General features: G+C 68.5%; 11 protein-coding genes. 5 read left to right on the top strand and 6 right to left on the bottom strand.

The genetic code is table 11. The annotated features are described in order from the left end of the window. From WCJ52_RS08100 to WCJ52_RS08085, 4 genes are all read right to left on the bottom strand, one after another. A partial coding sequence (locus WCJ52_RS08100) for an acyl-CoA dehydrogenase family protein (protein WP_336902800.1) occupies window positions 1-500 on the bottom strand: 500 nt, incomplete at its 3' end. 74 nt (window positions 501-574) lie between these two features. Next, window positions 575-1,792, bottom strand: a complete 1,218-nt coding sequence (glcF, locus tag WCJ52_RS08095) for a glycolate oxidase subunit GlcF (RefSeq protein WP_336902799.1) — start codon at window positions 1,790-1,792, stop codon at window positions 575-577. Beyond that, on the bottom strand, window positions 1,793-2,857 hold the full coding sequence (gene glcE / locus WCJ52_RS08090) for a glycolate oxidase subunit GlcE (RefSeq protein WP_336902798.1): 1,065 nt from the start codon (window positions 2,855-2,857) through the stop codon (window positions 1,793-1,795). It lies immediately after the preceding gene. Further along, window positions 2,835-4,334, bottom strand: a complete 1,500-nt coding sequence (locus tag WCJ52_RS08085; RefSeq protein ID WP_336902797.1) for an FAD-linked oxidase C-terminal domain-containing protein — start codon at window positions 4,332-4,334, stop codon at window positions 2,835-2,837. The genes glcE and WCJ52_RS08085 overlap by 23 nt, the downstream gene beginning before the upstream one ends. 85 nt (window positions 4,335-4,419) lie before the next feature. Here WCJ52_RS08085 and WCJ52_RS08080 point away from each other — a divergent pair, with 85 nt between their 5' ends. Genes WCJ52_RS08080 through WCJ52_RS08070 form a run of 3 tightly spaced genes read left to right on the top strand, consistent with a single transcriptional unit; the run spans window position 4,420 to window position 6,572 of the window. Then, window positions 4,420-5,190 carry an SDR family oxidoreductase gene (locus WCJ52_RS08080; protein ID WP_336902796.1) on the top strand — a complete coding sequence of 257 codons (771 nt, stop codon included), beginning with the start codon at window positions 4,420-4,422 and terminating at the stop codon, window positions 5,188-5,190. Between the two features lie 30 nt (window positions 5,191-5,220). Beyond that, on the top strand, window positions 5,221-5,796 hold the full coding sequence (locus tag WCJ52_RS08075) for a hypothetical protein (protein WP_336902795.1): 576 nt from the start codon (window positions 5,221-5,223) through the stop codon (window positions 5,794-5,796). Between the two features lie 38 nt (window positions 5,797-5,834). After that, the gene (locus tag WCJ52_RS08070) at window positions 5,835-6,572 is read left to right on the top strand and encodes a dienelactone hydrolase family protein (RefSeq protein WP_336902794.1); all 738 of its coding nucleotides are present in this window, start codon (window positions 5,835-5,837) and stop codon (window positions 6,570-6,572) included. A 278-nt stretch (window positions 6,573-6,850) separates the two neighbouring features. Here the strand turns inward: WCJ52_RS08070 and WCJ52_RS08065 are convergent, their stop codons facing one another. Then, a complete protein-coding gene (locus WCJ52_RS08065) occupies window positions 6,851-8,107 on the bottom strand; it encodes a cytochrome P450 (RefSeq protein ID WP_336902793.1) in 1,257 nt (418 codons plus the stop codon). 182 nt (window positions 8,108-8,289) lie between these two features. Between WCJ52_RS08065 and WCJ52_RS08060 the strand changes: the two genes are divergently transcribed. Both WCJ52_RS08060 and WCJ52_RS08055 read left to right on the top strand, forming a co-directional pair. Further along, window positions 8,290-9,438, top strand: a complete 1,149-nt coding sequence (locus WCJ52_RS08060; RefSeq protein WP_336902792.1) for an acyl-CoA dehydrogenase family protein — start codon at window positions 8,290-8,292, stop codon at window positions 9,436-9,438. Between the two features lie 2 nt (window positions 9,439-9,440). Continuing rightward, a complete protein-coding gene (locus WCJ52_RS08055) occupies window positions 9,441-9,680 on the top strand; it encodes a DUF3253 domain-containing protein (RefSeq protein ID WP_336902791.1) in 240 nt (79 codons plus the stop codon). A 7-nt stretch (window positions 9,681-9,687) separates the two neighbouring features. On the opposite strand, the gene WCJ52_RS08050 is transcribed toward WCJ52_RS08055, so the two are convergent. Then, window positions 9,688-11,055 carry an MFS transporter gene (locus WCJ52_RS08050; RefSeq protein ID WP_336902790.1) on the bottom strand — a complete coding sequence of 456 codons (1,368 nt, stop codon included), beginning with the start codon at window positions 11,053-11,055 and terminating at the stop codon, window positions 9,688-9,690. Window positions 11,056-11,378 lie beyond the last annotated feature (323 nt).

Below are 11,378 nucleotides of genomic sequence, written 5' to 3'. Positions count from 1 at the left end.
CCGGAGGTCCAGATCTTCTGGCCGTTGATCAGGAAGTGGTCGCCCTTGTCCTCGGCCCGGGTCTGCAGGGAGGCCAAGTCCGAACCCGCGCCGGGCTCCGAATAGCCCTGGCACCAGCGCAATTCGCCCCGGACGATGGGGGGGATGTGCGCCTGCTTCTGTTCCTCGGTCCCGTACTCCAGCAGGGTCGGGCCGAACATCATGACGCCCATCCCGCCAATGGGGTTCCAGCCGCCGATGCGGGCCATTTCCTCGCGCAGGATGCGGGCATCCGCCGCCGAAAGTCCGCCGCCGCCATAGGCCGCTGGCCAGGTCGGAACGCCCCAGCCCGTCTCGCCCATGCGCGCCTTCCAGAGGGCGTAGTCCCCTTCCACGGGCACGGGCGCCTCGGAAGCCGCGATGTCCTGGCGGTTCTTCAGGGACGGTGGGAAGTTGGCCTCGAGCCAGGCTCTGGCCTCGGCCCGGAAGGCGGTGTTGTCCTGAGCTCCGAAGTCCGCCATGCCGATCTCCTCCCGCAAGTGGCGGCTACCCCGCCATCTCTCCAGTGACAGAAGACGACTGGCTGGGGGGCCTGTCAACGCGCGGGAGGCAGGACCGCCTCAACAGCCTCCAGCCAGTGGCGGAGAGGGGCGGTCGCACCAGCCGAAAGGTGCATCCAGCAGCCGATATTGGCGGTGTAGACGGCCTGAGGGGCCCCGGCGTTCAGAGCCTCCATCCGGGCGTCGCGCAGCCTGCCGGCCATATCGGGGTTCAGCAGCGACCAAGCGCCGGCGGAGCCGCAGCACAGGTGGCCGTCCGCCACCGGTTGGGGATCATAGCCAAGCCGGCGAAGCAGGGTGGGGATGCGCCCCGCCAGCTTCAGCCCGTGCTGCAGGGAGCAGGGCTCGTGGACCGCGATCCGGGGGTAGGCTGGCGGCACTGTCGCCTCCAGGGGCAGGGCCTCAAGCACCTCCACCGGGTCGCGCACGAGATCCACCAGGCGCCGGGCCCGGTCCCGGTAGGCCGGATCGTCCCTCAGCAGGTCGGGGTAGTCGTGGAGGTAGGCGCCGCAGCCTGACGAGGTCACGAGCACCGCCTCGGCACCGTCCTCCAGGAGGGGGGTCCAGGCGTCCAGGTTCCGGCGCGCGAGGGCCCGGGCCTGATCGCGGGCGTCCAGGTGGCCCGGCACGGCGCCGCAGCAGCCCGCCTGAGGCGCCTCCACCAGGCTGATCCCGAACCGGTCGAGGATACGCGCTGCGGCGGCGTTGAAGTGGGGGGCGGCCCCCGACTGGACGCAGCCTGTCAGCAAGACCATTCGCCGCGCGTGTCGGGCGTGAGGCCGGTGGGTCGACCCCGGGGCGGGCGGGACCTTGTCCTGCAGACTGCCGGGCAGGAGTGGGCGCAGGGTGCGGCCCAGGCCGGACAGGGCCCCGAAGGCGGGCGACAGGGCCAGGGCCCGGATCGCGGCCCTCTGCAGGCGTCCCGCCGCAGGCCGGGGCGCGGCCTCCAGGACGGCGGCCTGGCCGACTTCGAAGAGGCGGTGGTACTGGACGCCCGACGGGCAGGTGGTCTCGCAGGCCCGGCAGCCCAGGCAGGCGTCGAGGGCCTCACGGGTCAGGTCGGTTACGGGTTCGCCCTCCAGGGCCTGCTTCATCAGGTAGATGCGGCCCCGGGGCCCCATCAGCTCCTCGCCGGTGAGCAGGTAGGTCGGACAGGTGGCATTGCACATGCCGCAGTGGACGCAGGCCCTCAGGGCGGTCTCGGCAATCTCGCGGGCCCCTCCGGCGAGGGTTTCGGGCAGGCGGGTGCGCATTCAGACCTCCGCGTACATCCGGCCAGGGTTGAAGAGGCCGTCAGGATCCAGGGCCGCCTTGATACGGCGGTGCAGGGCGAGGAGGGCGGGCGGCAGGGGCTGGAAGGCCGACCCCGCCGTTCCGCGCACCCGCTCGATGTGTCCGCCAAGCGCCGCGGCCTGGTCCCAGGCCTGGGCTGGAGGCGTTTCCGCGGCCAGCCAGCGGACGCCGCCGCCCTGGTCCCAGGGCAGATCGGCGAACTCCCCGGCCGGACCTGTCCGGGGAAGGGCGATCCGCCACAGGCCCTCTCCCCGGGTGAGAACCGGATGGGTCAGGTCCCGGACGGCTTCCCAGTCAGCGGGATCTGCCGCCTCGCCGCCGATCCGGGTGGTCGCGGCCTGAACGCCCGCGCGCCCGCCAGACAGGCGAAGGTGCAGCCTTCGGCCGTCGTGAAAGGCGCCCGACAGGGGCAGGGGACGGCGCATCAGGTCGGCGACCTGCTGGAGGGCCGCCCCCGAGGCCAGGTCCAGGACCCTGGCGGCCTCCACCGCGGGACGAGGCACGACCCTCAGGGAGACGTCGAGGAGGACGCCGAGGGTCCCATGGGCGCCGGCCATCAGGCGGAAGGCGTCGAACCCCGCCACGTTCTTGAAGACCGTACCGCCAAACCGCAGGACCTCGCCCTGGCCATTCAGGATGCGGGCGCCCAGGACATAGTCGCGCACAGCACCGGTGAAGGGCCGCCGGGGCCCCGACAGTCCTGTGGCCACGGCGCCGCCCAGGGTTCCGCCAGATCCCAGGCGCGGCGGCTCGAAAGCCAGCATCTGGCCGTTCTCCGCAAGCACGGCCTCGATTTCAGAGAGGGGCGTCCCCGCCCGGGCAGTCAGGACCAGTTCGGCCGGGTCGTAGGCGACCACGCCCCGGTGCCCGCCCATCTCCAGCGGCGTTCCGGACACGGGCCGGCCCATCCCGGCGTGGGTCCCGCCCCCGCGGATTTCCAGCGGAGTCCGGTCCGCCGCCGCGCCCCGCACCGCCTCGGCCAGGGCCGACGTCAGGTCGGCGTCAGAACCGTTCGAGGTGGGCAAAGGGCAGGGCTCCTTTGTGGACATGCATGCCGCCGTACTCGGCGCAGCGGGCGAGGGTCGGGATGGCCTTTCCGGGATTGAGCAGGCCCCTTGGGTCAAAGGCGGCCTTGAGGGCGTGGAAGGCATTCACCTCGGCCGGGGTGAACTGGACGCACATCTGGTTGATCTTCTCCCGGCCGACCCCGTGCTCGCCGGTGATCGAGCCGCCCACCGAGACGCAGAGCTCAAGGATGGCGCCGCCCAGGGCCTCGGCCTTCTCCAGGTCGCCCTCCAGGTTGGCGTCGTAGAGGATCAGGGGGTGAAGGTTGCCATCGCCAGCGTGGAAGACATTGGCGACTCCCAGGCCGTGCACCTCCGCCAGCCGACCCATCTCGGCCAGGACGAAGGGCAGGGACTTCCGCGGGATGGTCCCGTCGATGCAGTAATAGTCCGGTGCCAGACGTCCCATGGCCGGGAAGGCGCCCTTGCGGCCTGCCCAGAAGCGTCGGCGCTCGGCCTCGTCGCGGGCGACGCGCACCTCGGTGGCGCCCGACTCCCGAAGGAGGCCGGAGACCCGCTCGATCTCCTCGATGACGTCCTCGTCCTGGCCATCGATCTCACAGAGCAGGATGGCCGCGGCATCCAGGGGATAGCCCGCACCGGCGAAGTCCTCAGCCGCCCGAAGGGCCGGGCCGTCCATCATTTCAAGCCCTGCCGGCACCACGCCCGCCGCCATGATGGACGCCACGGCCCCGGCCGCCCGGCCGACATCGTCGAAGGCGGCGAGGATCAGGCGGGTCGTCTCGGGCAGGGGCTGGAGACGCAGGAGCACCTCTGTGACCACGCCCAGGAGCCCTTCGGAACCCGTGAACAGGGCCATCAGGTCGTAGCCGGCGGCGTCGCTTGCCGGCCCGCCCAGGGTCAGAATCTCGCCGTCCAGGGTGACCACCTGGGCGGACAGGATATTGTGCACTGTCAGGCCGTATTTCAGGCAGTGCACGCCCCCCGCGTTCTCCGCGACATTGCCGCCGATGGAGCAGGCAAGCTGGGAGGACGGGTCCGGGGCGTAGAACAGGCCATGGGGCACCGCAGCCTCGGAGACCGCCAGGTTGCGGACACCGGGCTGGACCCGGGCGGTCATGGCGACCGGGTCGATCCCGAGGATGCGGGAAAACTTGGACATGACGAGAAGGACTCCCCCCGGGAAGGGAAGGGCGCCGCCAGAGAGGCCGGTGCCTGCGCCGCGGGCCACCACCGGGACGCCGAGATCCCGGCAGGCCTTCAGGACCTCGGCCACCTGTTCCACCGTCTCCGGCAGGGCGACGGCGGCGGGAAGGGCGCGGTAGGCGGGCAGGCCGTCGCTCTCATAGGGGCGGATCGCCTCCAGGCGGGTCAGGAAGCCGCCGGCCGGGAGAAGGGGCGCCAGCCGCGCACGCAGGATGGCGGGATCCACGGCGGGAAAATCAGCATCGAGTCGCGGATCAAACGTGTCGAGCATCTCGGCTTTCCCGGTCGGTGGGTTTACATAGCGCCTGAACCGGGCCGCGCCACAAGGAATGCGCGCCCCCGTCAGGGAGAGCGAAATGGATCTGGGACTCAAGGGCAAGAATGCCATCGTGACGGGGGCCACCCGCGGCATCGGCCGGGCGATCGCTGACCTCCTCGCGGACGAGGGTGCGAACGTGGCCATCTGCGCGCGCAAGGCCGACGAAGTCGCCGCGACGGTCACGGCTCTCCAGGCCCGTGGGGTCAAGGCCTTCGGACAGGTCGTGGACATTGTCGACGGCGCGGCCCTGCAGGCCTTCGTCAAGGCGTCGGCAGACGCACTGGGCGGGCTAGACATCCTGGTCTCGAACGCCAGCGCCCTTGTCCAGGGCGCCCGTCCCGAGGACTGGAAGGCGATGTTCGAGATCGACATCCTGGGCGCCGTGAATGCCCTCGACGCCGCCCGCCCCTTCCTGGAGGCTTCAGCCCAGAAGACCGGCGACTCCGCGGTGGTGCTCATCTCGTCGATCTCCGCCGCCGAGGCGACTGCGCCCTCGGCCTACGGCGCCATGAAGGCGGCCCAGATCCACTTCGCCAAGGGGGTGGCCCGGGAAGGTGCGCCCCGGGGCCTGCGCTGCAATGTCGTCTCGCCAGGGACGGTCTACTTCGAGGGGGGTGTCTGGGGAAACGTCAAGGCGGGCATGCCGGCCTTTTTCGAGCAGATGCTCAAGCGCAATCCCACGGGCCGGATGGCCACGCCTGAGGAAATCGCCGCCGCGACGGTCTTCCTCTGCAGCCCGCGCTCGGCCTTCACCACGGGGGTCAATCTCGTGGTCGACGGGGCCATCTCCCAGCGGGCCAACTTCTGAGTCCTCAGGCCGGCCGGGAGGGCGCGGGGCATGTATGACTATCTCGAGTTCGGCGTCGGTCGGGAGCGTGAGGCCGTCGCCCTGATGGCCGCGCGACTGAAGGCGTCGGCGGTCCCGCCCGTGGCCGTCTTCTCGCCCCTGCTGGGCTATGCCTCCAACACCGTCCTCACCCTGTTTCCGGCCCTGGAGGCGGAGGCAGCCCTGGCCGTCGCCCGGACCGAGGGCGCGGTTTCAGTCCAGAGGACGCGCCTGTCCGCCACGGCCCGGCCCGTCGCCGGAGCGGCACCCGTGCAGGGCGGCGTCTATGTCCACAACTGGTTTCACATCGACGCCGACGCCGTCGAGGCCTTCGTCGCCCTTTCGGTGGAGGCCTGGCCCGATTTCGAGACGCGCTTCGAGGCCCGGATCTTTGGTCTTTTCCTGGCCGAGGCCTCCGAAACCGATCTCGGCCAGGGCGCGCGCCGGCTGCTGCTCATGACCCGGTACCGGGACCTCGGCGAGTGGCAGGCCAGCCGGGATCCGACCACCGAGGCCATGAAGACCTTCGCCCGGCGACGGGAGTTGACCCGGGTCTCCCTTGCGCGGTCCTGCCTGCTTATTCCCTGATCCCCTGATCCCCTGACGTCCGAGCCGAGGAGCCCACCATGATTGAACGCCAGATCGACATTGCCACCCGGGACGGGGCGACCACGACCTTCGTGGTCCATCCCGACCGGGGCGGACCGCATCCGGTCATCATCTTCTTCATGGATGCGCCGGCGATCCGGGAGGAACTCCGTGACATGGCCCGGCGGCTGGCCAGCGGCGGCTATTATGTCCTGCTGCCCAACCTCTACTACCGGGCCGGGGTCATGGAGATCGGCCCGATCTCGGCGGATCCGGAACACCCCGGCCGCAAGCAGATGTTCCAGCTGATGAACAGCCTGGACATCGACCTCGTCATGTCCGACGCCGAGGGGCTCCTGGCCTTTGCCGGGGCGGACCCGGCCGCGGACGCCAGCCGGGTCGGTGCGGTGGGCTACTGCATGAGCGGCCGCTACGCGATCAGCCTCGCCGTCCGGCACCCCGAGCGGGTCTTCGCCGCGGCCTCGGTCTACGGCACCCAACTGGTCACCGAGGCCGGGGATAGCCCCCATCTCACGTCCCGCCTGGCCCGGGCGGAGCTCTACTACGCCTGTGCCGAGGAGGATGTCTGGGCGCCTCCCGAGACTGTCGCGGCCCTTGCTCAGGCGCTGAAGGCCGACCGGGTCGACGCTGAGGTGGAGACCTATCCCGGCACCCATCACGGCTTCGCCTTCCCCCAGCGCCCCGTCTACGACAAGGCCGCCGCGGAACGTCACTGGGAGCGGCTGAACAGCCTCTTCCGGCGCAAGCTGGGCTGACCCTTGACGTTGAGCTGAACCGCCGTTGACCCCCTCAGTCAGCTTCGCTGACAGCTCCCCCTTGGGGGAGCAATGAGAGCATCAATTCCTCCTCCAAGGGGGAGGTGGCGCGCGCAGCGCGTCGGAGGGGGTCAACGGCATCTCAGCTGACTCCCTCACCGGCCTCCGGCCGGAGCTCCCCCTTGGGGGAGCAATTAGGCGGTAATTCCTCCCCTTTGGGGGAGGTGGACCGGGGCGAAAGCCCCGGGACGGAGGGGGAACTCCGCCGCAGCCCGATCCTAGAGCTTGCGGGGGATCATCACCTGCATGGACTCATAGCCCTTCACGAAGCTCGACCAGACCCGATGGGGCTCGGAGACCACGACGATCTCCGGGAACCGCTTCAGGATCTCTTCCCAGATCACCCGCAACTGGAGCTCAGCCAGGCGGTTGCCCACGCAGCGGTGGATGCCGAAGCCGAAGGATAGGTGCTGGCGGGGCCGGGGCCGATCGATGATGTAGGCGTCCGCGTTCTCGATGACCTCGTCGTCCCGGTTGCCGGAGACGTACCACATGACGACCTTGTCGCCCTTGCGGATGGTCTTGCCGCCCAGTTCGAAGTCCGCGAGCGCCCGCCGGCGCATGTGGGCCAGGGGGGTCTGCCAGCGGATGGTCTCCGAGACCATGGACGGGATCAGGTCCGGATTGGCGCGCAGCTTGGCGTACTGGTCCGGGTTCTTGTTCAGGGCGTAGACCGACCCGGTGATGGTGTTGCGAGTGGTGTCGTTGCCGCCAACGGTCAGGAGGACCACGTTTCCGAAGTACTCCCGGGGGCTCATGTCCCGGGTGGCCTCTCCATGGGCCAGCATGGAGATCAGGTCGCCGGTCGGGTCGGCGTTGACCCTCTGGTTCCAGAGCCCCGTGAAGTAGGCGTGGTACTCCATGAAGATCTGCATCTTCTGCTCGGGCGTATCAATGAGCCCGCGGCCCGGGGCGGCGGTGACCACGTCCGACCAGTAGGTCAGCTTGCGCCGGTCTGCCTGGTCCACCCCGAACAAGGTGGCAAGGGTCATGGCGGTCAGTTCCATCGAAACCTTGTCCACCCAGTCGAAGGGCTCGCCGATCGGAAGGCTGTCGAGGATCGCCCCCGCCCGTTCGCGGATCTCAGGCTCGAGCAGGGCGAGGTTGGTGGGCGAGACCGCCGGGGTCACGGTCTTGCGCTGGATGTCGTGCTTCGGCGGATCCATGGCGATGAACATGGGCAGGGGGCCTTCGCCGCCGATCTGATCGAAGATCGTGATCCCGCCCTCGGAGGAGAACACCTCGTGGTTGGTGTCTACCGTCATGATGTCGTTGTACTTCGTCACCGACCAGTAGGGCCCATGATCGCTGTCCGGCGTGAAATGCACCGGATCTTCCTTCCGGAGGCGTTCGAAGTAGGCCCACATGACGTCGTTCTGGAAGAGATCGGGCTGGGCCGGGCTGAAGGTCTCCAGGTCCATCGCCTGAGCCAGCGCGCGGTGCTCGGCCGCAAGATCAAGGTTACCGTCGCTCATCGTCTGTCTCTCCCAAATCAGACCGCCCTAGGATCGGTCTATCGGACCTTGGACGCAAATTCATGACGCTGGCGTCAACTTAGTATGTTGGCGGTGGATTTCCAACGGGGGTTTCTCCGCTTCCGTGCTGGTCCGAAGCCAGCTCCCGCACTAGAACGGAACCCTACCAGAGGGAGACCGCCATGGCCCTTGATGCCGAAACCCGCGACCAGCTCGTCGAGACCGTCCGCCGCTTTGTCACCGGACGCCTCCGGCCCCTTGAGGCCCAGGTGTCCGAGAATGACGCCATCCCGGATGACGTGATCGAGGAAATGAAGGCCCTGGGTCTGTTCGGTCTTTCCATCCCGGCTGAATATGGCGGCCTGGACCTGGGTATGGAGGAGGAGGTCCTCGTCGCCCTGGAGCTTGGCCGGACCAGCCCGGCCTTCCGCTCGGCGTTCGGGACCAATGTCGGGATCGGCGCCCAGGGCCTGGTCATGTTCGGTAACGCCGCCCAGAAGGCGAAATACCTGCCGGGCATCGCCTCGGGCGAGATCATCACCTCCTTCGCCCTGACCGAGCCCGAGGCCGGGTCGGACTCCGCTGCGGTCCAGACCCGGGCCCTTCGCGAGGGCGACCACTATGTCCTGAACGGCGCCAAGCGCTACATCACCAACGCCAACAAAGCCGACCTCTTCACGGTCATGGCCCGGACCGATCCCTCCAAGCCTGGCGGCGGCGGGGTGTCGGCCTTCCTGGTGGAGCGAAACCTTCCCGGCCTGTCGGTGGGCAAGCCCGAGAAGAAGATGGGCCAGCAGGGCGCCCACATCTGTGATGTCGTCTTCGACAATGTCCGGGTGCCCGTCGAGAACCGCCTGGGTGGCGAGGGCGAGGGCTTCAAGGTGGCCATGCAGGTCCTGGACCGCGGCCGTCTCCATATCAGCGCCGTCTGTGTCGGCGTCGCCGAGCGCCTGATCGCCGACTGCGTCGCCTATGCCTCGGAGCGCAAGCAGTTCGGCCAGGCCATCTCCCAGTTCCAGCTGGTCCAGGGGATGATCGCCGACTCTAAGACCGAGTCCCTTGCCGCCAAGGCCCTGACCCTGGAGACCGCCCGCAAGCGCGACGCCGGCGAGAGCGTCACCATGGAGGCGGCGGCGTCCAAGTACTTCGCGTCTGAAATGGTCGGGCGGGTGGCGGACCGGGCGGTGCAGATCTTCGGCGGCGCCGGCTATATCGCTGACTATGGGATCGAGCGGTTCTACCGGGATGTGCGTATCTTCCGGATCTATGAGGGCACCAGCCAGATCCAGCAGGTGATCATCGCCCGCGAGACCCTCAAGCGGGGCGGCTGAGCATGGCCGTGGACATGGAGGCCGTGATCCTCGATTTCGTCTCGGCCCTGCCGCCGGGCAAGTCAGCCTCTTCCGAAGAGGTGGCGCGGGCCGCCGACCCCGAGAACTGGCGGCGACTGACCGGGCACGTCCGGGGGGCCGCGAAGGGTCTGGCCCGACAGGGGAAGATCGTCATCCTGCGCCATGGAAAGCCGGCCGATGCCGAGACCTTCAAGGGCGTCTACAGGCTTCGCCTGCCCTGATCAGGATCTAGACCCGGGCCGGTTGCCTGTGCCTCGGTTCCTTGACCAGGAGGACCAGGGCCACAAGGCTGATTATCAGGAAGCCGATCGAGATCCCGAAGACCGCAGGATATCCGAATGCGTCCGCCACCAGTCCCCCGAGGATGGGGCTGATGGAGGAGGTGATGCCTTCCGCCGATGAGGAAATGGCGATGCGCATCGGCATCTCCTCGCGGTTACCGAACTCCAGGATCATGGTCTGTGCGGCCATCATGTACCCGGATTGCGCGGCGCCAAGCCCGAAGAAGGCCAGGAAGATGGACGCCGGACTGTGCAAGCCCAGCAGGATCGCCGTGGCTCCGATCCAGATGACCAGAGAGATCAGCAGCACGAGTCGGAAGCCGGTCCGGTCCCCGAGATAGCCCCAGAGCAGGTTCGAGACGGTGTCTGCGCCCAGGTAGGCCAGGGCCAGCAGGCCGAGGACGGCTCCGGACAGGCCCGTCGAGGAGGTCGCGTAGATGGCGTAGAAGGGCACCGCCATTCGGCTGGCCGTCGTCAGCATCTGCACCAGCAGGAAGGGGGCGTATCCCGGATCGGAGCGGATCAGGGCCGGGAAATCCCTCACGCGGTCCCGGAAGCGCGCCTTTGGCGGCAGGTTGGGGGGCTCGGGCTCCCTCAGCAGGACCTGGAGGGCCCACAGGCCCAATGACGTCAATAGGGCCGCGAGCGCGAAGGTCACGGAGTAGCCGTGACCGAAGAGGTTTGGCTGGATGATGTACTTGCCGGCCACCCAGGCGAGGACGGCGGCGATCAAGCCCCCCGTGGCGTTGCGCCAGGCCTGGAGCCTCCCGCGCCGGCTGAGCGGAATGACCTTGGCCATTAGCATGCCGAACACGACCCGCTGGGCGCCCATGAACACCCCGAACAGGAAGAGCAGGGCGAGCATGGCGTAGACCAGGGACTGTCCCTGAAGGAACCAGCCGGCCAGGGCCATGCCGATGATCTGGACGCGGCCGAGACCGCCCATCCAGAGGGCGGCGGGCATGACCTTGGTGCGGTGCTCGATGGCAGTGGCGCCGAAGATCGGCGAAATAATGCCTCCGACCTGCTGCAGGGCCTGGGCGAGCCCCACTATGGTGTTCGAGCCAGAAATCATGTGGATGTAGACCGGCATGAAGGTCGGCGCGTTGATCAGCCGGAAGCCCGTCATGCCCAGCATGCCGTGCAGGTAGTTGCCGATGTAGTTGCGCCTCAGGTTGTCCCAGACAAAGGCCTCGTATTCGGCCTCCCGGGCTTCGGCTTCAGGGCCGGCTTGTGAGATGGCGGCGCTGGCCAATCCGGGGTCGCCCGACGGGGCAACAGGCAGGGCCTGCGGGGGCGTTTCGTCCCTGTTCAATCTGAATATGCCCGCACCGGAAAGCCCGGCGGCGGACCCCCCTGCAATATGAAATCAAACCTAATGGCTTCAGGGTCTACCAGAGTCCCGGTCCGCGACAAGCCTGCGCGGCCGTCCCCGGGTCAGAAATCCGGCCCTGGCGAAGTCGATCGTCAGGGTCTTGCCGCCGGGGAGGGCGTAGCCGCGGGCTGGGTACCCGGCGACGCCGACCTCGATCCTGTTCCGAGGATTGGGAACCGATCATCGGGTCGAAACACGATCTCGACTTCTGAATTGGGGCTTCTTTCGACGCCTCTAGGCGGTTGGCTTCCGAAGGGAACAGG

The organism is Phenylobacterium sp. (assembly GCF_037138395.1).
Taxonomy (GTDB): domain Bacteria; phylum Pseudomonadota; class Alphaproteobacteria; order Caulobacterales; family Caulobacteraceae; genus Phenylobacterium.
Note: the sequence above shows the minus strand (reverse complement) of the source record. Positions and strands in the feature narration are given on the sequence as shown.

Excerpts from the sequence above, each read along its gene's own strand:
- glcF (WP_336902799.1), bottom strand. The coding sequence starts at position 1,792 with ATGCGCACCCGCCTGCCCGAAACCCTCGCCGGAGGGGCCCGCGAGATT.
- WCJ52_RS08085 (WP_336902797.1), bottom strand. The coding sequence starts at position 4,334 with ATGCTCGACACGTTTGATCCGCGACTCGATGCTGATTTTCCCGCCGTG.
- WCJ52_RS08080 (WP_336902796.1), top strand. The coding sequence starts at position 4,420 with ATGGATCTGGGACTCAAGGGCAAGAATGCCATCGTGACGGGGGCCACC.
- WCJ52_RS08075 (WP_336902795.1), top strand. The coding sequence starts at position 5,221 with ATGTATGACTATCTCGAGTTCGGCGTCGGTCGGGAGCGTGAGGCCGTC.
- WCJ52_RS08070 (WP_336902794.1), top strand. The coding sequence starts at position 5,835 with ATGATTGAACGCCAGATCGACATTGCCACCCGGGACGGGGCGACCACG.
- WCJ52_RS08065 (WP_336902793.1), bottom strand. The coding sequence starts at position 8,107 with ATGAGCGACGGTAACCTTGATCTTGCGGCCGAGCACCGCGCGCTGGCT.
- WCJ52_RS08060 (WP_336902792.1), top strand. The coding sequence starts at position 8,290 with ATGGCCCTTGATGCCGAAACCCGCGACCAGCTCGTCGAGACCGTCCGC.
- WCJ52_RS08055 (WP_336902791.1), top strand. The coding sequence starts at position 9,441 with ATGGCCGTGGACATGGAGGCCGTGATCCTCGATTTCGTCTCGGCCCTG.